Genomic DNA, 22801 nt, shown 5'->3' with positions numbered 1-22801 from the left:
GGGACAACAGGTGACCCAAAGATTCGCGTTCTACGGTCGCGTCTCGACCGAAGACCACCAAGACCCCAAGGCTTCGCGCGCCTGGCAGATCCGTCTGGCGACATCACTGATCAAGCCGCATGGCGGCGAGATCGTCATGGACTTCTTCGATGTCGATAAGTCCCGCTCGATTCCCTGGGCGCGGCGTCCCTACGCGGCAGCCCTGATCGCAGAACTTAAGAACCCCGCCCGTGAGTTCGATGCGGTGGTGATCGGTGAGCCGCACCGCGCCTTCTACGGGAACCAGTACGGCCTGACCTTCCCGCTGTTCGAGCACTTCGGCGTGCCGCTCTGGGTTCCCGAGGTCGGCGGCCCGATCGACCCCGCCAACGAAGCCCACGACATGATCATGGGCGTGTTCGGCGGACTGTCGAAGGGAGAGCGCAAACGCATCCAGGTACGGGTTCGCGCGGGCATGGCGGCGATGACCGCCACCGAGGGCCGCTACCTGGGAGGACGACCGCCCTACGGTTACGAACTTCAAGACGTCGGCCCGCATCCCAACCCCGCCAAAGCCGCTCTTGGCAAGCGCCTGTACAGGTTCACGCCGCACCCCGACCACGCTCGGACCGTTCGCTGGATCTTCGCTCAGTTCCTCAGCGGGAAGGGTCTGCTCGCCATCGCCGAGGAGCTCACCCGGCAGGGCGTTCCCACCCCTTCGGCCAGCGACCCGGAACGGAACCGCCACCGAACCCAGATCGCCTGGTCGAAAGCCTCGATACGGACGATCATCATCAACCCGCGTTACACCGGCTACCAGGTCTGGAACAAGCAGCCCAAGTACGAAACGCTGCTGGACGTCGACGATGTTGCGCTGGGCACCATCACCAAACAGCGCTGGAACGACAGGACCCAGTGGATCTGGTCCAACGAGGCCGCCCACGAACCCCTCGTCAGCCGAGAGGACTTCGAGCGCGCACAACAACTCCTGGCCTCACGCGGACGAGGGCACCAGCCCCGCAAGCCGCGCCAGACGCCTCGGCACTACGTATTCCGAGGATGCCTCGACTGTGGCTACTGCGGGCTGAAGATGGAAGGGACCTGGAACAACGCCCAGCCGTACTACCGGTGCAAGCCGCCGCCGCAGTACGCGAAGGTCAACAACATGCAGCACCCCAAGACGGTGTACCTGCGTGAAGCCGAAGTCCTGCCTCCGATCGACGCCTGGCTGGCGACCGTCTTCGCACCCACCCGCATCGAGGCGACGATCGAGGCGCTGGCGGCACAAGAACCCGACGACGAACAGGTGGCCATCGCGGCGGTCCGCAAAAAGATCAACAAGTGTGTCCAGGATCTCAGCCGATTCCAGGCCGCCCTCAAGGCGGGAGCGGACCCTGCTGTGGTGGCCGAGTGGATCAACAAGTCCCAGCAAGAGCGCGCCCGTTACGAGGGCGATCTCCGCAGCATCCCGCGCACGCGTCCGCTGACCCGCGATCAGATCGCTGCCATGCTCAACCAGATCGGCGACCTCGCCCAGACCGTCATCAACGCCGACCCCGCCGACAAGGCGGATCTCTATCGGCACCTCGGCTTGAAGATGACCTACTTTCAGCCGAAAAAGCTAGTGGAGGCCCGGTTGGTACCGGACCCCCACATGTACGTAAGGATTGTGTCCGAGGGGGGACTTGAACCCCCATGCCCCGTAAAGGGCACTAGCACCTCAAGCTAGCGCGTCTGCCTATTCCGCCACCCGGACCGGTGCAGGGCCGCAGCTCGTGGCTGCGGCGGCGGGCTTCACTGTACCAAAGGTCGGGAGTCGCGGCGAAGTCGATCGGCGCGGCACCATGGGACGGGTAGGCGCGAGGACGGATGGAGGTCGGTGACGTGGGACTGGCGGGTGCCGAGGACGAGGTCGTGCGGATCTGCCAGGAGCTGATCCGCATCGACACCAGCAATCCGGGTGATCACTCGGGGCCGGGGGAGCGGGCGGCGGCGGAGTATGTCGTCGGGCTCCTGGAGGAGGTCGGGGTGCGGCCTCAGGTGTTCGAGTCGCATCCGAAGCGGACGAGCGTGGTCGCGCGGATCGAGGGGGAGGATCCGGCGCGGGACGCACTGCTCCTGCACGGGCATCTGGACGTCGTCCCCGCGCGGGCCGAGGACTGGACGCGCGATCCGTTCGGCGGGGAGATCGCGGACGGGTGCGTCTGGGGCCGCGGGGCCGTGGACATGAAGGACATGGACGCGATGATGCTGGCGGTCGTCCGGCAGCGGCTGCGGGAGGGGCGGCGTCCGCCCCGGGACGTGGTGCTGGCGTTCCTGGCCGACGAGGAGGCCGGTGGGACGTGGGGGGCCCAGTGGCTGGTCAAGGAGCATCCCGAGCTGTTCGCGGGGTGCACCGAGGCCGTGGGGGAGGTCGGCGGGTTCTCGCTGACCGTGCCCGGCGACAAGCGGATGTACCTGATCGAGACGGCGGAGAAGGGCATCGCCTGGATGCACCTGACGGCCGCCGGGACGGCCGGGCACGGGTCGATGGTGCATCCGGACAACGCGGTGACGGCCCTGGCCGAGGCCGTCGGACGGCTCGGACGGCACGAGTTCCCGATCCAGCTCACCAAGACCGTCCGCGCGTTCCTGGAGCGGGCGTGCCTGGCGTACGGGGTGGAGTTCGACCCCGAGGACCCGGAGGCGTGCCTCAAGGAGATCGGGCCGCTGGCGCGGATGATCGGCGCGACGCTGCGGCACACGCTGAATCCGACCCGGCTGGATGCCGGATACAAGACGAATGTCATTCCGCAGAGCGCGACCGCTCAGGTGGACGGGCGTTTCCTGCCAGGGTACGAGGCGGACTTCTTTGCCACAGTGGACGAATTGCTCGGACCGGACGTCCGCCGCGAATTCGTCCATCATGACCACGCGGTCGAGACCGAGTACGAGGGCGCCCTGGTCGCCGCCATGGAGGCGGCCCTGACCTCGGAGGATCCCGGCGCGCTGCCCGTGCCGTACTGCCTGAGCGGCGGGACGGACGCCAAGGCGTTCGCGCGGCTCGGCATGCGCTGCTTCGGTTTCGCGCCGCTCCGACTTCCCCCGGAATTGGACTTTTCCGGAATGTTCCATGGCGTCGACGAGCGCGTTCCGGTGGACGGACTGCGCTTCGGCGTGCGGGTTCTCGACGATTTCCTTGATCGCTCCTGAGAAAACCAGCGAAAGGGCGCGGATTTACTTCCGTCCGCGCGCTCCGTGGTGCTACGGTCACCATCCGTAGGGAGCGGCTTGGGCCGCTCTTGACGCCCGTCCGCCGCCCGTGGCGGACGGGGTGACCTCGGCAGGAGGAGCTCGTGGTGCGGACCTCGGCGCGGATCCCGGCGGCCACCGCCGTGCTGCGCCGCGCGCTCGCGCACCGGGCGTTCCGCAGGCTCCTCGTCCTCGCCGGGCTCGTCACCGCCGGCTGGCTGATCGGCGGGGCCGGCCAGGCGTTCGCCGACACCGCCGCGCCCGTCCCCGCGGACACCGCGCAGGCCCGTCACGGCCTGCTGCCGGCGAGCGCGGACGCGGGCGCATCGCACGGGCTCATCCGGGACGCGTCGGAGGCGCTCGGGGGCCGGAGTTCGGTCCCCACGGCGCTGACCAGGGCGCCGCGCGGCGGGGCGATCCTGCCGCTGCCCGGACGTCCCGCGCTGAAGATCCCCGCGTCGACTCCGTCCGGGCAGCCGGTCCCCGGCGGCGGACGGACCACCCCCGGTGGCCCCGTGACCGGGGGCGGCACGCCGGGCGACACACGCCCGGGAACCGTTTCGGGAACGGGCTCGGGGACGGTCTCGAACGACGTCGCCACCTCTCCGGACCGTCCCGCCCGGACGGCCCCGCACGCCGCGCACGCCGCGCGGACGATCACTCGTCCGTCCGGCGGCACGGCCGCCAAGGGCTCCGGACACGCCCGGCGGAACGTCTCACGGACGGTCCGCCACGGCTCGCACACGCCGGTCGCGCCCGTCGCGCCGGCACCCGCTCCCGCGCAGGCCGGATCGCTGGCCCCCGTGGCCGGACCCGTCCTGTTCGGCGGCCTCGGCGGCGTGTTCCTGCGCCGGGTCTGGACGCCGCGCGGCCCGAAGGCCGTGCTCGTCCGGGCCTCGGCGGAGAGGTCCCCGGCCGTCCTCGGCGCGACGGACGAACCGTCGATCGCCCCGGACTAGTCCACCCGACTCCGGTGCCAGGCCCGAGCGGCTCGGGCCACCGCACCGGGACGTGACCGCCGAGCGCGGCACGTCACCCCCCGGATCGACCGACGCGGCCCCGGCACGGGCGTGAGCCTGCCCGGAAACCGTCCCGCTCGGCAGATCCCAGCGACACCGCCCCCTCGCATCCGGCCCGGACGAACGTTCCGCACCCCTGCCCTTCTGGCAAGCGCGGACGGCACGTCCCGATGGCCCGTCCTCCCGGCGGGAGGCCCGAGATTCGTCCCCGGTGAACGGAACGCCCACCCGCGGTCCGTCCTCCGGCGGCGGCCCGGGCCAGGCCGGACGCGCGGCGGACACGGTCTCGCGAACACCGAAACCGCACGACGAGCAAGCAACACCGCACGACGAGCAAGCGACACCGCACGACGAGCAAGCGACACGCATCACCCGGCAAGCAGATCGTCTTCCACGACATCGATCTCATCGAAGATCCCCCGAACGGAGCATCATGCGAACGTGGGCCATGGGTACCGCTCGTACCGCCGCTCTCACCGCGAGCTTTGTGGCGCTCGGCGCCAGTGTCATCCCGACCGCGGCGCTCGCCGACACCACCGACGGCACGTCCAGCGTGCTCGGCGGCAACCAGATCAACGCGCCGGTCTCCGCGCCGATCAACCTCGGCGGCAACGCCGTCGCCGTCGCGGGCACGGCGAAGGGCCGCCAGACCGGCGGCGGCGCGACCGTCGTCAACGGCTCGGGCGGCGGGCAGAAGACGTCCGGACGGTCCGGCGTGCTGTCCGGGAACCAGGTGAACGCGCCGATCTCCGCGCCCGTCAACGCCTGCGGCAACGCCGTGGCGGTCCTCGGCGAGGCCACCGCGGGGTGCAAGGGCGGCGCGACCGTCCGGAACGGCTCGGACGGCGCGAACGCCCGGAACGGCTCGGGCGGCGGCCAGACCACGTCCGGCGCGTACGGCGTCGGCTCGGGCAACCAGGTCAACGCCCCGATCAGCGCGCCCGTGGACGTCTGCGGCAACGCGATCGCGATCTTCGGGACCGCGGAGGCGGGCTGCCAGGGCGGCGCGTCGGTCGACAACGTCGGGTCCGGCGGGCAGCGGACCAGCGGCGAGAGCGGCGTGCTCGCGGGCAACCAGGCGCACGCGCCCGTCTCCGCGCCGGTCAACGTGTGCGGCAACGCCGCGGGCGCGCTCGGCGACGCGGTGGCCGGCTGCAAGGGCGGCGCGGTCGTCAAGAACGGCGGGCACACCGGTGCCGGGCAGAAGACGTCCGGGAACTCCAGCGTCGGCGGCGGAAACCAGGTGGACGCCCCGATCAGCGCCCCGGTCAGCGTCTGCGGGAACAGCGTCGGCAACGCCGTCGCGGACTGCGACGGCGGCGCGTCCGTCCGCACCGGCGGCCACGGCTCCGGCGGGCAGGCCACCGACGGCGACTCCAGCGTGCTCGGCGGGAACCAGGTGAACACGCCGGTCAGCGCGCCGGTGAGCATCTGCGGGAACGCGGTGGCCGTGCTCGGCAAGGCCGGCGCGGCCTGCGCGGGCGGCGCGCACGTGCGCAGCAGCTCCGGCGGTGACCAGTACACCTCCGGCAAGTCCGGCGTGCTGGCGGGCAACCAGGTGAACGCGCCGGTCGTCGCGCCCGTGAGCGTCTGCGGCAACGCCGTCGCGGTCCTGGGCGAGGCGGCCGCCGGGTGCCACGGCACCCTCAAGGCGTTCGGCTCGAACGGCTCGGGCGCGCACACGCAGGGCGGCGACCAGGCGAACACGCCGGTCAAGACCCCGGTCGAGGTCTGCGGCAACGACGCCGCCGTCGCGGGCCACCCGCAGCCGCAGTGCAACGACGGCACCGGCGGCGGCTACACGCCGTACTCCCGCGAGAACAACGACGTCAAGCTGCCCGGCCCGGCGCCCGAGAAGCTGCTCGGCCTCCAGGAGCGCCTGCACAAGCTCCCGACGAACCCCGGCGCGGCCCTCCCCGCCCTGCCCAAGCTCCCGTCCGCCCCCGCCACCAACGGCCTGCCCGCGGCCAACGGTCTGCCCGCGGCGAACGGCCTGCCCGCGGCCAACGGCCTCCCGGCGGTCAACGGTCTGCCTGCGGCGAACGGCCTGCCGGCGGCCAACGGCGAGCGCGTCACCAACGGCCTGCCTGTCGCGAACGGCCTGCCCGTTGTGAACGGCCTGCCCGTCGCGAACGGCCTGCCCATCGCCACCGGCTTGCCCGCGACCAACGGCCTGCCGGTGGTGAACGGTCTGTCGTCGGCGAACGGTGAGCGCGTCGCCAACCGTGGGCCTGCCGGGAACGGCTTGCCGGTGGGGAACGGGCTGCCCGTTCTGAAGGGCCTGCACCTGGCCAACGGCCTGCCCGTCGTGAACGGTCTGCCGGTGGTGAACAACCTGCCCGTCGCCAACGGGCTGCGTGCCGTGAAGGGGCTGCGGGTTCCGAACGGGCTGCACGCCGTGCCGGCGGACGCGTCGTCTCTGCCGTCCGTCCCCGGCGCCTCGGGTGTTCCGGCCGTTTCGAGCCTTCCGGGCGTGCCGCAGGTGCCCGCGTCCCCGGCCGCGCTCGGCACGCCGCTGTCGGAGAGCCGCGTGCAGGACGGCACGGTTCCGGGCGTCCCGAACCTGCCGCAGCTGCCGCTCCAGCCGGGCCGCCTGCCCGCTCAGCTGCCGCTGGCCGCCGCGCGGATGCCGCACGCGCCGTCCGGGCTGGCCGTCCCGCAGGTCGGCGCGCTGACCCGCCACCTGCCCGCCGCTCCGGTGAGCCTCCCCGGCGTCCCGGTGAGTCTCCCCGGCGTTCCGGCGCACCTGCCGGCGGCCCCGGTGCACCTGCCCGGCCTTCCGGCCGACCTGCCCGCCGCTCCGGCCAACGTCCCCGCGGCTCCGGCGCACCTGCCGAACATGCCCGCGACGCTGCCCGCCCCGTCCGGCGAGCGCACCCACGTGGACGGCGGCACCGTCTCCCACCTGGTCGGGATGAAGCTGCCCGGACTGGACACCCTGCCGGTGTCCGGAAACCTCAACGCCCCGCAGGTCGGCGGGGTTACGGACAAGGCCCCGGTGAAGGACCTCGGCCACGCGAAGGCGATGTCCGCCGAGGAGTCCCTGACCGGCGGCAAGCACTCGGACTCGACCTGGGTCATGGGCGCCGCCGCCCTGCTGACGGCGCTGTCCGGCGCGCTCACGCTGGGTCGCCGCGTCCGCCTGTTCGGTCGCGCCTGATCCGTCCGGACGCCGATGACGCCGATGACGCCGATGACCTCCCACGCCTGATCCCTCCTGGCGGAAGGGAGGCCATCGCCGAGATCCGGCGGAACGGGCGGTGACCAGCCGCCCGTGACCCGGAACCGGGCGGGCCGCAACCGAGGTTCCATCCCTCGATCGACGGTCCGAGGCCGGTCCCAAAGACGCTTTGCCCGTCCCGGAGGCGCGGTCCGGGGCGGGCAAAGCCCTGTCCAAGGAAAGTTCGCCCGGAAAGTAAGGCCCGAGCACGTGCCGCGAGCGCACCTGACGGCCCGGCCGGCCCGGCGGCGGTGCACCGGTATGGACGGTGAGGTCGCACACGGGCGGTTTTGTCGTCGCGCTCCACGGACACACTCGTCGGGGGAAGGGGGATGTGTCGGGACGAGAGAGGGGCGGACGGAGATTATGATTACCGGGCGTCAAAGGATTCGTACTTAGTGCTACGCTCCGGACGGAGTGCGCAGAGGGAGCCAAAGGGTGTGACGCCTGTCCGGCGGCTCTTCCGGCGGCCTTCCCGGCGGCCCGCACCGGCCCGACCGGCCGGAACGGTCGTGCCGGCCGCCTGGTGCCGCTAGAAAGTGCGGACCTGGCGGATGACCTTGCGGCGCAGTTGGATCCGGCGGCTACCGTCGGGGTAGAGGCGCAGCCGGTCGAGTTCCCAGCCACCGTGCTCGGCGTGCTCGGTGAGGATCTGCCGGGCGGTGTCACGTGTGGTGCCGCGCGGCAGTCGAAGGACGAGGTAGGTGTACTCCACCATCGCCCCTCATTATGACCTGCCGGTGTCCGCGGGACGGCCGCCCGGTGGCGGGCCCGTCCGCAGCCTCGCCGGCGACGTGTCATCCTGTGGGAGTTTCACGGCGGACGAGGGGCGGCGGGGCACCTCGGGCATGAAAGCGTCGTTGGGACACGTTGTGGCGAGAGCGCCGCAGCGGCGGTGAGTAGAGACCAGACAGCGAGGTTGGAGCGACTGTGCCAGCCAAGAACGGCACTGCGAAGGGTGGCCGGTCCGGGGCCGATGGCGGCACCCGCCTGGTGATCGTCGAGTCGCCTGCGAAGGCGAAGACGATCGCGGGGTACCTGGGCCGTGGCTACGTCGTGGAGTCCAGTATCGGCCATATCCGGGACCTGCCCGGGAGCGCCAGCGAGGTGCCGGCCAAGTACAAGGGCGAGCCGTGGGCCAAGCTCGGCGTGAACGTCGAGCACGACTTCGAGCCGCTGTACGTGGTCAACGCCGACAAGCGGGCGCAGGTCGCCAAGCTCAAGAAGCTCCTGGAGGAGGCCGACGAGCTCTTCCTCGCGACCGACGAGGACCGGGAGGGCGAGGCGATCGCCTGGCACCTCCAGGAGGTCCTGAAGCCAAAGGTCCCGGTGCACCGGATGACCTTCAACGAGATCACCCGCGAGGCGATCCGGCAGGCCGCCGCGAACCCGCGGCAGCTCAACCTCCGCCTGGTGGACGCGCAGGAGACCCGGCGCATCCTCGACCGGCTGTACGGCTACGAGGTCAGCCCGGTCCTGTGGAAGAAGGTCATGCCGAAGCTGTCGGCGGGCCGGGTGCAGTCGGTGGCGACGCGGCTGGTCGTGGAGCGGGAGCGGGAGCGCATCGCGTTCGTCCCGGCCCACTACTGGGACCTCCAGGCCGAGTTCGACACCGGCCGCGACGCCGACCCCCGCGCGTTCAAGGCCGGGCTGGTCGCCGTGGACGGCAAGCGGGTCGCGCAGGGCCGCGACTTCGCCTCCGACGGCCGGCTGAAGACCCGCGACGTCCTGCATTTGGACGAGGAGGGCGCGCGCGGCCTGGCCGGACGGCTCACCGGACGCTCCTTCGAGGTCAAGTCCGTCGAGTCGAAGCCGTACACGCGCAAGCCGTATCCGCCGTTCCGGACGACGACCCTCCAGCAGGAGGCGAGCCGGAAGCTCGGATTCTCCGCCAAGTACACGATGTCGGTCGCCCAGAAGCTGTACGAGAACGGCTTCATCACCTATATGCGAACCGACTCGATCACGCTGTCGGAGACCGCGATCGGCGCGGCCCGGCGGCAGGCCGCGACGCTGTTCGGCGGCGAGTACGTCCCGGACCGCCCGCGCGTCTACACCTCCAAGGTCAAGAACGCGCAGGAGGCGCACGAGGCGATCCGTCCGGCAGGTGACAGTTTCCGCACCCCGGGTGAGACGGGTCTGTCCGGCGACCAGTTCCGGCTGTACGAGCTGATCTGGAAGCGGACGATCGCGTCCCAGATGAAGGACGCGGCGGGCCAGTCGGTGTCGATCCGCGTCGTCGGCACGTCCACCGCGAACGAGGTCGCCGAGTTCGGCGCGTCCGGCAAGACGATCACGTTCCACGGCTTCCTGAAGGCCTACGTCGAGGGCGCGGACGACCCGTCCACCGACCGCGACGACCAGGAGCGGCGGCTGCCGAACCTCGCCCAGGGCGACCCGCTGACCGCGCTCGCCATGGACGCCGAGGGCCACTCGACCCGTCCGCCCGCGCGCTACACCGAGGCGTCGCTGGTCAAGGAGCTGGAGGACCGCGAGATCGGGCGGCCGTCCACCTACGCCTCGATCATCGGCACGATCCTCGACCGCGGCTACGTGTTCAAGAAGGGCACCGCGCTGGTGCCGTCCTTCCTGGCGTTCGCCGTGGTCAACCTGCTGGAGCAGCACTTCGGCAACCTCGTCGACTACGACTTCACCGCGCACATGGAGGACGGTCTCGACGAGATCGCGCGCGGCGAGGCCGAGCGCGTCCGCTGGCTGACCCGCTTCTACTTCGGCGACGGCGGCGGCGACGGGAACGGCGGGAACGGCCAGGGCAACGAGGGCCTGAAGGAACTCGTCGGCGACATCGGCGACATCGACGCCAAGGGCATCTCGTCGTTCCCGATCAAGGGCACCGACATCATGATCCGGGTCGGGCGGTACGGGCCGTACCTCGACCGGGACGGCGAGCGCGTCAACATCCCCGAGGACATCGCGCCCGACGAGCTGACCGCCGAGAAGGCCGAGGAGCTGTTCGCGCAGCCGTCCGGCGACCGCGAGCTCGGCACCGACCCGGCGACCGGCCACACGATCGTCGCCAAGTCGGGACGGTTCGGGCCGTACGTCACCGAGATCATCCCGGAGGAGGCCCCGCCGGCCGCCGACGGCGAGAAGAAGAAGCGGACGAAGAAGGCGGACGCGCCGAAGCCGCGCACGTCGTCGCTGTTCAAGACGATGTCGCTGGACACGATCACGCTCGACGACGCGCTCCGGCTGCTGTCGCTGCCGCGCACCCTCGGCGAGCTGGACGGCGAGCCCGTCACCGCGCAGAACGGCCGTTTCGGTCCCTACATCAAGAAGGGCACCGACAGCCGGTCGCTCGGCTCGGAGGACGAGCTGTTCACCGTCACGCTGGAGCAGGCCAAGGAGCTGTTCGCCCAGCCCAAGCAGCGTGGACGCGGCCGTGCCGCGGCCGCCGCGCCGCTCCGCGAGCTCGGCGACGATCCGGCGAGCGGCAAGCCCGTGGTGGTCAAGGAGGGCCGTTTCGGCCCGTACGTGACCGACGGCGAGACCAACGCGTCCCTGCGCAAGGGCGACGAGGTGGAGTCGATCACCATCCAGCGCGCCGCCGAGCTGCTCGCCGAGCGCCGCGAGAAGGTCGCGGCGGGGGGCGGCAAGAAGAAGGCGCCCGCGAAGAAGGCCCCGGCCAAGAAGACCACGACGACGCGCAAGCGTTCGTCGGCCAAGTCGAGCTCGTAGGAGTGGGTGCGCCGATACCCTGACCGCTATGACCAGTTCGCGCGTTCCCCGGTCGTCTGATGCCGCCTCGTCACCGCGGTCGGGGCCCGGCGCGTCAGGCCGCCCGGCGGGATACCCGTCCGGTGGGTCAGGCGGTCCGGCGGGATACCCGACCGGCGGGACGGGCCGTCCGGCGGGATACCCGTCCGGTGGGTCAGGCCGTCCGGCGGGGTACCCGACCAGCGCTTCCGCGCCCGGAGCGACCCCGACCGCGGCCTTCCGCCGGCTCCGGACGGCCCTGGCGCTGTCCGGGCTCGGGCACTGGCTGACCCTGCCCGCGCTCACCGCGATGGGCTTCGCCGCCGCCACCGACACCTCGTTCGCGGGCCGGGCGCGCGCGGTCGAGATCGTCCTGCTGCTGTGGCTGCTCCCGGTCCTGCTCCTGCCGGGCGCCGCCGCCGCACTGGCCGCCCGCCTCGACCGGCGCTCCACGCTGTTGACCGCGGACGCGCTGCGCGCCGTCCTGATCCTGTCGGTCCCGATGGCGGACCTGCTGATCTCGTCGCTGCGTCCGCTGATCTGGACGTCCGTCGCGACGGTTCTGGTCTCCTTCCTCGGCGTCCTGTGGGGCGCCGCCGCCTCCTCGTCCGCCCGGGCCCTCGCCTGGCCCGGCGCCTCCGCTCCCGACGACGCGGCGCCCACGCGGACCGCAACCCCCGCCCGCCCGGCGGCGCAAGCCTTCAACGGCTACGGCACCGGGCCGGGCGCGGGCCCGGGCGCGCAGGGCGGGCGCGGTGATGGGGCGGCGACGCGCGCGTACGAGACGGACGACGGGCGGACGCGAGCCGATCTCCGCGTCCCCGACGCTGCCGTGGACGAGGCGGACGCGAACATCGCCGTCCGAAGGATCGCGCGGACCGTGTTCGGTGTCGCGCCCGTCGCCGCGCTCGTGTTCGTTCTCACTTCGCTGATCTCGGCCGAGCTGCTCAAGCAGGCCGACCGCGTGCACCTCGCGCTCTACGTCGCCGCGGTGATCTTTGCGCTGTCGGCGATCGTGACGTCCGTCGCGGGCGGCCTGCCGGGCGCGGACGGCCCCGTTCCGGACGCTCCGGTCGCGCTCTTCCGACGCCTGGGGCCGTCCGGAATCCGCGGACTTCGGTTCGCGGTCGCCGCGTCCGCACTGCCCGTGGGTGCGGTGCTGGCCATCGCCCGCGTCCACACCCAAGCCCTGGACGGCGGCGACCCCGGCTACGGGATGATCCTCTGCGCGCTCGCCGTCGGCCTGGCGGCCGGCCTGTTCGCGGGCCCGCGCGTGCTGGCGCCGTTCAGCCGCCGCCGCCTCTTCGGACTGTCCTCGATCGCGTCCGCGCTGCTCCTCGCGGTGATCGCGCTCTCGCTGAACCTGGTCGTCGTCGTGTTCGTCGCCGGGTTCCTCGGCGTCGCCGCCGGGATCGCCTGGTCGTCCGCCGAGGCCGTTGTCCACAACCCCCTCCGCGTCCGGACCGGAACCGCGCTCGCCCTGGTCGTCGCGGCGATCGCCGTCCCGCTCGCCGCGGGCGCGATCGGCGAGCGGCACGCGGGACGCGACTTCCCCGGCTCGTCCGCCGCGCTGCTGATCACCGCGGTGATCGCGCTGGTCGCGGGCCTGATCGCCTACCGCCTGCTGGACGAGCGGACCGGCATCCCGCTCATCCCGGACATCGCGGCGGCGCTGCGCGGCGAGGTCTACGTCCCGCCGTCCGCCGCTCCCACCACCCCCGCCGCCCCGCGCCGCACCCACGAGCGCGGCGTCTTCATCGTCTTCGAGGGCGGCGAGGGCGCGGGCAAGACCACCCAGTCGCGGCTCGCCGCGATCTGGCTGCGCGAGCACGGCTACGAGGTCGTCACCACCCGCGAGCCCGGCGCGACCAAGACCGGCATGCGCCTGCGCGCGCTCCTGCTCGACAAGGAGTCCACCGGCCTCTCGCCGCGCGCCGAGACCCTCCTCTACGCCGCCGACCGCGCCGACCACGTCGCCAACGTGATCCGTCCCGCCCTGGACCGCGGCGCGATCGTCGTCAGCGACCGCTACGTCGACTCGGCCCTCGCCTACCAGGGCTACGGCCGCCAGCAGCCCGTCGAGGAGATCGCCGCCCTCAACGACTGGGGCACCGGCGGCCTCGTCCCGGACCTGACCGTCCTGCTCGAACTCCCGCCGGAGAAGGGCCTCAACCGGCTCTCCAGCCCCGCCGACCGCATCGAGTCCGAACCCCGCGAGTTCCACGAGCGCGTCCTCGCCGGCTTCCGCGCCCTGGCCGAAGCCGACCCCGACCGCTACCTCGTCCTCGACGCCGGACGCCCCGAGTCCGAGATCCGCCGCGAGATCCAGGACCGCATCCGCGAGATGCTCCCCGACCCCATCCCCGCCTCCGCCGAAGACGCGACCAGCACTTTCCCTGCCATAACCGACGCCTGACCCGCCGGCTCCGGCCGCCCGCCGACCGTCGCCTGACCCGCCGGCGTCCGGCCACCGTCGGCCGTCGCCTGACCCGCTGGCGTCCGGCCCTCGCTCGCCGACGCCCGACCCGTCGGTGTCCGGGCCCCGCCGGCCGACGCCCGGCCCGCCCGCGTCCGGCCCTTGCTGGGCGATGTCTGACCCGGCCTTCGCGTGGCCTGCGCTGTCCTTGCGCTGCGCTGCTACGCGCTTCTGGACGTCTCGGGCCGTGGTGCGCGTCGGTCGCGCTTGCGGACGGCTCCATGCTGGACGCGGGCGTCGTGGCGTGGTGTTCTCCGCAGGCGTCCGGCTGCGGGACGGCCTAGCGCGCGACTGCGGCTTGGTGGTCGGCGTTCCGTAGCGTCGTCAGGGCGATCTCGCCTGCGCTGAAATAGTGGGTTGCACCTCGGGCGGCGCGAGTTATCCACAACCTGTGGGTAACTTCGCGGGCGATGGAGGGGCCGGGGCAGGCTTGGTGTGAAGGGCCGGGGAGGACGGGCTGGACGGCACCGGGAAGGGAGGTGAGGCCGTAGCCTTCTCTGCATGAGCGTGTGGGACGACCTGGTGGGGCAGGATCCGGTGATCGCGCAGTTGCGGTCGGCCGTGGAGGCGTCCACGGGCTCGTCGTCGGACGCGAGACGGGCGTCGAGCGCGGGAGGGGCGTCGAGCGCGGGAGGGGCGTCGGACGCGGGGCGGTCGTCGGGGGCTGGACGGGCGTCGGGTGCTGGCGGCGGGAAGATGGCGCACGCGTGGCTGTTCACGGGGCCGCCGGGCTCCGGGAGGTCGGCCGCCGCGCGGGCGTTCGCGGCCGCGCTCCAGTGCTCGGAGACGCCGCGCGGGTGCGGGCACTGCGCGTCCTGCCATCAGGTCCTGCAGGGCACTCACGCGGACGTCGAGATCATCCGGCCGTCCGGGCTCTCCTTCGGCGTGAAGGAGACCCGGGAGCTGGTGCTGCGGGCGTCCTCGTCGCCCAGCGTGGGGCGCTGGCAGGTCGTCCTGTTCGAGGACGCCGACCGCGCGACCGAGGCCGCCGCCAACGCGCTGCTCAAGGCGATCGAGGAACCCCCGCCGCGGACGGTGTGGCTGCTGTGCACGCCGTCCCCGGAGGACATGCTCATGACCATCCGGTCACGCTGTCGCGTGGTCACCCTCCGCACGCCGCCGGTGTCCGCCGTGACGGACGTCCTGGTGCGCCGGGACGGTGTCGACCCTGTGACGGCCGAGATCGCCGCGCGCGCCGCGCAGGGGCACATCAGCCGTGCCCGCCGCCTGGCCACCGACCCGGACGCCCGCAAGCGCCGCGCCGAGGTCCTGGCGATCCCGCGCCGCCTGACCGGGGTGGGCCCGGCCGTGATCGCCGCGGAGGCGCTGGTCAAGGCCGCCGAGGCCGAGGCGAAGGCGACCACGGAAGAGCTCAACGAGGTCGAGACGTCCGCGCTGCGCCAGGCTCTGGGTGAGAGTGCCAAGGGCCGCATGCCCCGAGGCACCGCCGGCGCGCTGAAGGAGCTGGAGGACAAGCAGAAGTCCCGGGCCACCCGCGTCAAGCGCGACGCCCTGGACCGGGCCCTTCTCGACCTGGCCTCCTACTACCGCGACGTCCTCACCATCCAGCTGGGCGCGTCGTCCGACCTGGTCAACACCGAGCTCGATCCGGAGCTGCGCGCCACGGCGTCCGGCAGCACGCCGGAGGCCACCCTCCGCCGTCTGGACGCCATCATGGCCTGCCGGGAAAGCCTCGACGCCAACGTCAACCCGCTGCTGGCGGTGGAGGCCCTGACGCTGGCCCTGCGCACCAGGTCCTGATTCACGGCCGTCCGCCTGCCGCCGACCGTCGGGTCCGTGCGGGGGGGGGAGAGAGAGAAGCGGCGGGGTCAGCGGCGCCCGCCGAAGGTCCAGGGGTGGGCTTCGATGTCGGCGTAGCGGGCTTCGGTGAGGATCGCGCGGGCGGTGGTTGCGTCGGGGGCTCGCAGGAGGGCCGCCGTCCCGACCCAGATGGTGCCGTCGTCGGAGTAGAGGGGGCCGTAGGCGACCAGGTCGTCCTGGACGGACGGGACGGACGGGACGGACGTGTCGACGGGCTCGCCTTCGCCGAGGGCCAGCACCATGAAGTAGTCGCCGCCGTCCCGGAAGCCGGGGAAGTCCCACATCGTCCGGCCCAGGAGGTTGTGCCAGCGGCGGATGAGGACGTCCCGGTAGGCGCCCGCCTGGTAGCAGGGCTCGTTGAAGGCGAACTCGCGCGCGGCGGCCGGGGTGGGGACGTCCACGATGTGGACGCTGCCGAGGAGCGTCTCGTCCTCGTCGGTGTCGAAGACCGGCCCGCGCGCGATCAGCTCCTTCTCGAAGCCGTCCATGTAGGACCAGTGCTCTTCGATCATCGCCTCACGCAGCGGGACCGAGCCGAGCCGGTCGCGGTGGTAGCAGAAGAACTCCATCAGATGATCGACCTCCGTGAGCGGAACGGACTCGTTCCCGCAGGGTAGACGCGTCCGCCCTCCGACGATCAACGTTTTTCCGGGCCGGACGGGAGGGACACGCGAGAAAGTCTCGGTGAGCGAGCAACCAGGACGGGATCGCGGGGTCTCTGGGACATGAAGGTGAATGCGGTGCCCGCGACGGGCGTCGGCGGGAGAACGCGCGCCGCCACCGGCGAGGCGGCCGAGAGCGTGACCGAGCTCTACCGCGAGCACGCGCTCGGGCTGATGCGGCTCGCCGTGGTGATGGTCGGGGACCGGGCGACGGCCGAGGACGTCGTCCAGGAGGCGTTCGCGGGCCTGTACCGGCGCTGGGCGAAGCTGCGGGACACGGACCGGGCGCTGGCCTACGCGCGCTCGGCGGTGCTGAACGGCTGCCGGAAGGCGCTGCGGCGCAGGCGGAGGCTGCCGCGAGGCGAGCACGTTCCGCCGGTGTGGTCGGCGGAGTCCGCCGCGATGGTCGGTGTGGAGCGGCGGGAGGTGCTCGCCGGATTGGAGCGCTTGCCCGCGCGCCAGCGGGAGGCGCTGGTCCTGCGGTTCTTCTGCGAGATGTCGGAAGAGGAGATCGCGGCGGCGATGCGCGTGAGCCGCGGAACCGTGAAGTCGACCACGTCCCGGGCGCTGGCCGCGCTGGGGCGGATGCTGGAAGAGGAGGCGCGATGAGCGCGACGGAGGAGAAGCTGCGCGACGCGCTGCACGCGCTGGGGGCGACGGTCGGGCCGTCCGATGTGCCCGTTCTCGACTTGGACGCGGCGGGGAAGCGGCGTCGGCTGGTTCCGTGGGCGGCGTCCCTCGGAGTGGCGGCCGTCGCCGCGAGCGTCGCCATCGTCACGGCCGTTTGGGTGGACGACGGCACGCCCAGGACGGCGCATCGCGTTGAGGCGCTCGGGGCGCCGACCGAGGGCGGTGTGTCGATCTTCCTGTGCGCGCGGACGTCCTCGAACCCGTCCTGCCGGCGGGAGGACGCCACGCAGGCGCAGAAGAACGCGATCTTCCAAAGGCTGCGCAGCATCCAGGGCGTCTCGAAGGTCGAGTACGAGTCGCGGGAGCAGGCATACACCCGGTTCAAGGAGAGGTACGCCAGCAACCCCGGTTTCGTGCACAGCACGAAACCGGGTGACATCCCGGACGCCTTCCGGGTGCGGGCGGACGCCCGGGCGCGGGCCGTCATCCTGCGCGACGTGTTCGGGCTCGCCGGGGTGGACCGGGTGGTCGTTCCCTAGCCTCGGGCAGGATGGAGGCATGTCGTATCGCGTCACGTTCGTCTGCACCGGGAACATCTGCCGCTCGCCGATGGCCGAGTCGGTGTTCCGGCATCACGTGGACGAGGAGGGCCTGGACGTCGAGGTGGACAGCTCCGGGACGGGCGGCTGGCACGTGGGCGACGCCGCCGACTCGCGGACGGTGGCGGCGCTGCGCCGGGCCGGATACCGGTCCGCCCACATCGCCCGGCAGTTCGAGCCGGAATGGGCCGCGCACTACGACCTGATCATCGCCCTGGACGAGGGGCATCTGGCGGAGCTGCGCGCCATGGCCCCGGACGGCGAGGCCGCCGCGAAGATCCGGCTGCTCCGCGAGTTCGACCCGTCAGCCGGGGACGACCTGGACGTCCCGGACCCGTACTACGGCGGGCGGGCCGACTTCGATCAGGTGCTGGAGATGGTCGAGGCCGCGATGCCGGGCCTGCTGGACGAGGTCCGCGCCGCGCTGAAAGAGCGCTGAGGGGCCGTCCGGAATGCGCGATCACCTGGAGGAACTGGTCGGGGCGCGGGTCGAGAGCGTCCGTGATCTCGGTTCGAGCCACGCGTGGACGCTCCACCGCGCCACGCTGGGCGACGGGCGCGAGGTGTTCGTCAAGGCACTTCCGGACGGCCACTCCAGCGGGGTGTTCGAGGCGGAGGTCGCCGGACTGCGATGGCTCGCGGACGCCGGCCCAGCTGCGCCCGTCGCGCAGGTCGTGGCGGCCGACGAGCGGATGCTGGTGCTGCCGTGGTTGCCGTCCGAACCTCCGTCGGCGGACGCGGCGGAGCGTTTCGGTCGGGCCCTTGTGCACCTCCACGCCGACTCGCCCGGCGCGTTCGGCGCCCCCTGGGACGGCTACATCGCCGATCTTCCCCTGGACGACACCCTCGACGATCGGCCGTGGCCCCGCTGGTACGCCGAACGACGGCTGGAGCCCTTCCTGCGCCGGGCCGCGCGGCATCTCGGTCCGTCCGATATCCGGCTGTTCGAGCAGGTCATCGACGTGATCGAGGACCTGGCCGGGCCGCCCGAGCCGTCCGCGCGCCTCCACGGCGACCTCTGGTCGGGCAATGTCCAGTGGACGGGCGGCGCGGCCATGCTGATCGACCCGGCCGCGCACGGCGGCCATCGGGAAACCGACCTGGCGATGCTCGCACTGTTCGGATGCCCCCACCTGGACCGCATCCTCGCCGCCTACAACGAGTCGTTCCCGCTATCGGACGGCTGGCGCGAACGCGTCCCGCTGCATCAGCTCCACCCCTTGCTCGTCCACGTCACCCTCTTCGGCGACTCCTACCGCGCCCCGGCCGTCGAAGCCGCTCGCACCGCACTAACCCTCCGCTAACGCGCTTTAGCCGACCTCGCTCCGCTCGTCCACCGGAGTCGGAGTGTGGACTGTCCGATGAGTGTGGTCGTGCGGTGATTGAGCGTGATGGATGTCGCATCCGCTGCTAGTGGCCGGTGCGCGCGGTGCCGGGGGAGGTGATACGGGTATGCGAGAGCGTTCCCGTCCTCCGAAACGGAGGTACGCGGGACGAAAGGCGACGATTCCTTGGCGAAGATCGCGTGAGGAGCGTGGCGGACGTTCAGCTAGCGTTCAGTGTCGCGAGAATCCCGTAAATCCGTAATCATTGCCGTTTGTCGCAGGATAGAAGTGATGTCGACGGTGCTGCGGAAGGCGGCGGGCGGAGTTCGCATGGCTGGCGGGAAGACGGAGACGCGGGTGGCCACTGCCTGGCGGAACGCGGTCCCGGTGGGCGTGGCCGTGGTCGGCGCGCTGGTGATCGGAGCCGGGGTCGACACCGTCCACCGGCACCCGTGGTCGCACAAGAAGGCCGCGACGGCCGCCAAGCCGACGGCCACGACGAAGCACAGCGAGAAGCCGCGGTTCGTCGTCGGCGTTCGGCGCGACGGTGACGCGATCGTCGTGCGGGACGTCCGGACCGGGCACGACGTCGGCCTGCCCGTCGCGGCCCCGGCGGGACGCCGCTTCCAGCGGATCGCGGCGGGCCCCGGTGATTCCTATGTCGTCGCCTCCTATGCCTCCCGCAAGGTCGTCTTTCACCGGCTCACCCTCGGCAAGGACGGTCGGCCCTCCGCCCTGGCCGACATTCCGCGCGCGGCGGTGCCGGGCGTGTCCACCCCGTCCTCGGACATGGCGGTCACTCCGGACGGCGCGAACATCGCGTACGTCACCTACCGGAGTGGTGGCGCGGGCAGCGTGGACGTGATCTCCACCCGCACCGGGGCGCGCAAGACCTGGACGGCGAAGTCCGCGGCCCGGATCAGCAGTCTGTCATGGGCAGGTGACACTCTGTCCTTCCTGTGGAGCCCGCAGCCGCGCGCCGGCGCGCACGGGGAGCTCGTCGCCGCCGCTGCGCCCCAGGTCAGGACGCTCGACACGGCCGGTCCGGTCGGCGATCTGAAGCTCAGCAAAGCGATCCTGAAACTGCCCGCGGGCGCCCAGGCCGCCGTCCTCAGCCCGGACGGCCGGACGATCGTGGCCGGGCTGGAGTCGTCCTCGCGCGTGGCGCTCCAGCAGTACTCCACCGAGACCGGACGGCCCGGACGCGTGCTGTGGGAGCAGCCGGGCAAGTCCGGCGTCCGCCGTCTCGACGCGGACAGTTCCGGCGGCCACCTGCTGCTCTCCGGCGACGACGGCCGCCTGTACGGCCCGGACGAGCGGACCCCCGTCAACGCGGGCGACCTCTCCGACGTCGCCTGGTGACCTGAGCGCCTCCCTGCGGTCGCCGTGATTCCGCTCACACCGGAGCGGGTCCGGACGACATAGGGTGTGGGTCACGGAACCGGGCGAACGGAGCGAAACCGTGGGCATGGTGATGGCCGTCAGCTTCACCAGATACGGACGTCTCTATTACCTCGACCCCGGCCCGTACGAACCCAAGGTCGGCGACCGCGTGCTCGTCCCGACCGACGCGGGGCCCGAGGTCGCCGAGTGCGTGTGGGCGCCGCAGTGGGTGTCGGAGGACATCGGCGGCCTGCCCGTCTGCGCGGGGCTCGCCGGCGACGAGCACCTGGCGCGGGACGACGCGAACCGTCGCCGCCGCGCCGAGGGGCGCGCGATCGCGAAGCGGCTGATCCGCAAGCACGAGCTGCCGATGAAGGTGATCGGGGTCGACTACCTCGACACCGAGAACGTCTTCAAGATCTACTTCTCCGCGCCGCACCGGGTGGACTTCCGGGCGCTGGTCCGCGACCTGGCCCGCAACATCCGGGCGCGGGTGGAGCTGCGCCAGGTCGGCCCGCGCGACGAGGCGCGGCTCCAGGGCGGCATCGGGCCGTGCGGACGCGACCTGTGCTGCGCGACGTTCCTCAAGGACTTCGAGCCCGTGTCCGTCCGGATGGCCAAGGAGCAGGACCTTCCGGTCAACCCGCTGCGCATCGCCGGAGCGTGCGGACGGCTGATGTGCTGCCTCAAGTACGAGCACCCGCTGTACGTGCAGGCGCACGAGCGCATGCCCCGGCTCGGCGCGCGGGTCGAGACGCCCGAGGGAAACGGTCAGGTCGTCGGACGGAACGTCCCGTCCGATACGGTCACCGTCCGGCTCACCAGCGGCGGACGCTGCTCCTGCCCGTCCGCGTCGGTGTGCTCCCCGCGCCGCCAGCACGACGAGGCGTACGGCAACACCGACTCCGCTGGGGACTCCGCGGGGACCCCCGCGCGCTCCGCCGAAACCTCCGTGCGCTCTGCCGAAACCCCCGAAGGCGAATGAGGGAAGACCGATGACGTTCGTCCCGGAGCACAAGCCCGTCGTGGTCCGCGCGGGCGAGTCCGAGGTGTTCGGCCGCCCGCCGTCGTCCGGACGTCTGATCGTGGACGCCGACACGACCGGCGGCGCGCTCAGCAGCCAGCGGATCATCCTCCAGGACGGCGCGGACGGCGCGACTCCGCACCACCACAACACCGCCAGCGAGTTCTTCCACATCCTCGGCGGCGGAGTGCAGATTCTCTGCGGTGACGAAATCCTCACCGCGGAGGAAGGGGACACGGTCGTCGTCCCGCCGCGGACCGCGCACGCGTTCGGCGCGCTGCCCGGACGGGACGCCGACCTCCTGATCATCATCACGCCCGGCGTGCGGCGGTTCGAGTACTTCCGCCTGCTCGACCGGCTCGGCCGCGGCGAGGACGTCCTGCAGGAGCTGATCGACTCGCAGGACCTCTACGACAACCACTTCCTCGACAGCCCCGCCTGGAAGACCGCCCGCGCCTGACCGGCGCCCCGGCCCCGCACGCCGCGCCTCGGACGCCGCGTCCCGCACGCCGCACGCCGTGTCCCGCACGCCGTGCCCCGCGCCCCGCTCGACGCACGCCGCTCGCCCGCGATGTTCAGACGGGCCGGGAAGGGCTCAGGCGGCGACGGGCTCAGGCCGGGTGGCGGCCGGAGCGGGCGAGCTGCGGCGCGGACCCGGCAGCGCGTACCGGAAGATCTTCTTCCAGGTGCTCGTGACCTGCCGGGACAGCGAGCCCGTGTGGTACGGCAGGTCGTACTTCTCGCAGAGCGCGCGGACGCGCGGCGCGATCTCGGCGTACCGGTTGCTGGGCAGGTCCGGGAACAGGTGGTGCTCGATCTGGTGGCTGAGGTTGCCGGTCATCAGGTGGAACAGGCGTCCGCCGGCGATGTTCGCCGAGCCGGTGAGCTGCCGGACGTACCACTCGCCCTTGGTCTCGCCGTCCAGCCGCTCCTCCTCGAAGACCTCCACGTCGCCGGGGAAGTGCCCGCAGAAGATGATCGTGTGCGCCCACACGTTGCGGACGACGTTGGCGGTGAAGTTCGCGGCCAGCGTGGTCATGAACTGCGGTCCGGACAGCAGCGGGAAGGCCAGGTAGTCCTTGCCCCACTGGCGGCGGATCTTGCGGCCGATCTCGCGCAGCTTCGCGCGCGTCTCGTCCGGGTCGTTCGTCCCCTCGCAGATCTTGTCGATCTCCAGGTCGTGCAGCGCCACGCCGTACTCGAAGAACATCGCGAGCACCGCGTTGACCAGCGGCTGCGGCAGGTACGCCCAGTGCCACGGCTGCTCCGGCGCGACGCGCAGGATGCCGTAGCCGACGTCGTTGTCCTTGCCGATCACGTTCGTGTAGGTGTGGTGGACGAAGTTGTGCGAGTGCTTCCACTGCTCGGCGGGCGAGACGTTGTCCCACTCCCAGGTGGTCGAGTGGATCTTCGGATCGCGCATCCAGTCCCACTGGCCGTGCATGACGTTGTGCCCGATCTCCATGTTCTCCAGGATCTTGGCGACCGACAGCGTCGCCGTCCCGGCCAGCCAGGCGGGCGGCAGGGACGAGGCCATCAGCAGGGCCCGCCCGCCGATCTCCAGCCCGCGCTGCCACCGGATCACCCGGTGGATGTAGGCCGCGTCGCGCTCGCCGAGGTCGGCGGTGATCTCGTCGCGCAACGCGTCCAGCTCGCGCTCGATCGCCGCGTAGTCGGCGGCCGTCAGGTGCTCGGTGCTCATCGCTCGCTCCTCG

17 protein-coding genes, 1 tRNA gene and 1 pseudogene are annotated in these 22801 nt (G+C 72.0%); 14 read left to right on the top strand and 5 right to left on the bottom strand.

What is annotated here, in order from left to right; all coding sequences use genetic code 11:
• Positions 1-10: 10 nt before the first annotated feature.
• Positions 11-919: pseudogene (locus tag ACFPCY_RS33465) on the top strand (recombinase family protein); the annotation flags it as partial.
• 54 nt (positions 920-973) lie between these two features.
• Here the strand turns inward: ACFPCY_RS33465 and ACFPCY_RS33460 are convergent.
• Together ACFPCY_RS33460 and ACFPCY_RS33455 are read right to left on the bottom strand one after the other, a co-directional pair.
• Entirely contained in the window at positions 974-1564 is a 591-nt protein-coding gene (locus ACFPCY_RS33460) for a hypothetical protein (RefSeq protein WP_378261957.1), read from the bottom strand.
• An 85-nt stretch (positions 1565-1649) separates the two neighbouring features.
• Positions 1650-1735, bottom strand: a tRNA-Leu gene (locus tag ACFPCY_RS33455).
• A 113-nt stretch (positions 1736-1848) separates the two neighbouring features.
• On the opposite strand from ACFPCY_RS33455, the gene ACFPCY_RS33450 reads away from it, so the two are divergent.
• From ACFPCY_RS33450 to ACFPCY_RS33440, 3 genes are all read left to right on the top strand, one after another.
• Positions 1849-3171 carry a M20/M25/M40 family metallo-hydrolase gene (locus ACFPCY_RS33450; RefSeq protein ID WP_378261955.1) on the top strand — a complete coding sequence of 441 codons (1323 nt, stop codon included), beginning with the start codon at positions 1849-1851 and terminating at the stop codon, positions 3169-3171.
• Between the two features lie 143 nt (positions 3172-3314).
• A complete protein-coding gene (locus ACFPCY_RS33445; protein WP_378261953.1) occupies positions 3315-4169 on the top strand; it encodes a hypothetical protein in 855 nt (284 codons plus the stop codon).
• Positions 4170-4677: 508 nt separating this feature from the next.
• A complete protein-coding gene (locus ACFPCY_RS33440; RefSeq protein ID WP_378261951.1) occupies positions 4678-7389 on the top strand; it encodes a chaplin family protein in 2712 nt (903 codons plus the stop codon).
• A gap of 592 nt (positions 7390-7981) precedes the next feature.
• Here the strand turns inward: ACFPCY_RS33440 and ACFPCY_RS33435 are convergent.
• Complete coding sequence (locus ACFPCY_RS33435; protein WP_378261949.1) at positions 7982-8167, bottom strand: DUF5703 family protein; 186 nt, start codon at positions 8165-8167, stop codon at positions 7982-7984.
• A gap of 212 nt (positions 8168-8379) precedes the next feature.
• On the opposite strand from ACFPCY_RS33435, the gene topA reads away from it, so the two are divergent.
• The 3 genes from topA to ACFPCY_RS33420 all read left to right on the top strand — a co-directional run bounded on the left by topA (position 8380) and on the right by ACFPCY_RS33420 (position 15403).
• A complete protein-coding gene (gene topA, locus ACFPCY_RS33430; RefSeq protein ID WP_378261947.1) occupies positions 8380-11148 on the top strand; it encodes a type I DNA topoisomerase in 2769 nt (922 codons plus the stop codon).
• Between the two features lie 28 nt (positions 11149-11176).
• Positions 11177-13582, top strand: coding sequence for a dTMP kinase (gene tmk / locus ACFPCY_RS33425; protein WP_378261945.1), 2406 nt, complete (start codon positions 11177-11179; stop codon positions 13580-13582).
• Positions 13583-14143: 561 nt separating this feature from the next.
• Positions 14144-15403 (top strand): DNA polymerase III subunit delta', encoded by a 1260-nt coding sequence (locus ACFPCY_RS33420; protein ID WP_378261943.1) that lies wholly within the window; start codon positions 14144-14146, stop codon positions 15401-15403.
• Between the two features lie 68 nt (positions 15404-15471).
• Here ACFPCY_RS33420 and ACFPCY_RS33415 read toward each other — a convergent pair whose 3' ends face one another.
• The gene (locus tag ACFPCY_RS33415) at positions 15472-16032 is read right to left on the bottom strand and encodes a YciI family protein (protein WP_378261941.1); all 561 of its coding nucleotides are present in this window, start codon (positions 16030-16032) and stop codon (positions 15472-15474) included.
• A 171-nt stretch (positions 16033-16203) separates the two neighbouring features.
• On the opposite strand from ACFPCY_RS33415, the gene ACFPCY_RS33410 reads away from it, so the two are divergent.
• The 7 genes from ACFPCY_RS33410 to ACFPCY_RS33380 all read left to right on the top strand — a co-directional run bounded on the left by ACFPCY_RS33410 (position 16204) and on the right by ACFPCY_RS33380 (position 21546).
• Complete coding sequence (locus ACFPCY_RS33410; RefSeq protein ID WP_378261939.1) at positions 16204-16734, top strand: SigE family RNA polymerase sigma factor; 531 nt, start codon at positions 16204-16206, stop codon at positions 16732-16734.
• Positions 16731-17294: a permease-like cell division protein FtsX gene (locus ACFPCY_RS33405; RefSeq protein WP_378261937.1), complete on the top strand. Its 564-nt coding sequence runs from the start codon at positions 16731-16733 to the stop codon at positions 17292-17294. The genes ACFPCY_RS33410 and ACFPCY_RS33405 overlap by 4 nt, the downstream gene beginning before the upstream one ends.
• Before the next feature lie 19 nt (positions 17295-17313).
• Positions 17314-17793: a low molecular weight protein-tyrosine-phosphatase gene (locus tag ACFPCY_RS33400; protein WP_378261935.1), complete on the top strand. Its 480-nt coding sequence runs from the start codon at positions 17314-17316 to the stop codon at positions 17791-17793.
• 13 nt (positions 17794-17806) lie between these two features.
• Positions 17807-18658 carry a fructosamine kinase family protein gene (locus ACFPCY_RS33395; RefSeq protein WP_378261933.1) on the top strand — a complete coding sequence of 284 codons (852 nt, stop codon included), beginning with the start codon at positions 17807-17809 and terminating at the stop codon, positions 18656-18658.
• A gap of 378 nt (positions 18659-19036) precedes the next feature.
• Positions 19037-20041, top strand: coding sequence for a hypothetical protein (locus tag ACFPCY_RS33390; protein WP_378261931.1), 1005 nt, complete (start codon positions 19037-19039; stop codon positions 20039-20041).
• Positions 20042-20147: 106 nt separating this feature from the next.
• Entirely contained in the window at positions 20148-21047 is a 900-nt protein-coding gene (locus ACFPCY_RS33385) for a PSP1 domain-containing protein (protein WP_378262082.1), read from the top strand.
• 10 nt (positions 21048-21057) lie between these two features.
• Positions 21058-21546 (top strand): cupin domain-containing protein, encoded by a 489-nt coding sequence (locus ACFPCY_RS33380; RefSeq protein WP_378261929.1) that lies wholly within the window; start codon positions 21058-21060, stop codon positions 21544-21546.
• A 135-nt stretch (positions 21547-21681) separates the two neighbouring features.
• Here ACFPCY_RS33380 and ACFPCY_RS33375 read toward each other — a convergent pair whose 3' ends face one another.
• Positions 21682-22788 (bottom strand): fatty acid desaturase family protein, encoded by a 1107-nt coding sequence (locus tag ACFPCY_RS33375; RefSeq protein ID WP_378261927.1) that lies wholly within the window; start codon positions 22786-22788, stop codon positions 21682-21684.
• Positions 22789-22801 lie beyond the last annotated feature (13 nt).

It is taken from the genome of Actinomadura gamaensis (assembly GCF_042652125.1).
In the GTDB taxonomy this organism is placed as follows: Bacteria; Actinomycetota; Actinomycetes; order Streptosporangiales; family Streptosporangiaceae; genus Spirillospora; species Spirillospora gamaensis.
The sequence above is the reverse complement of the archived record's forward strand: the minus strand, read 5'-3'. Positions and strand labels throughout refer to the sequence as shown.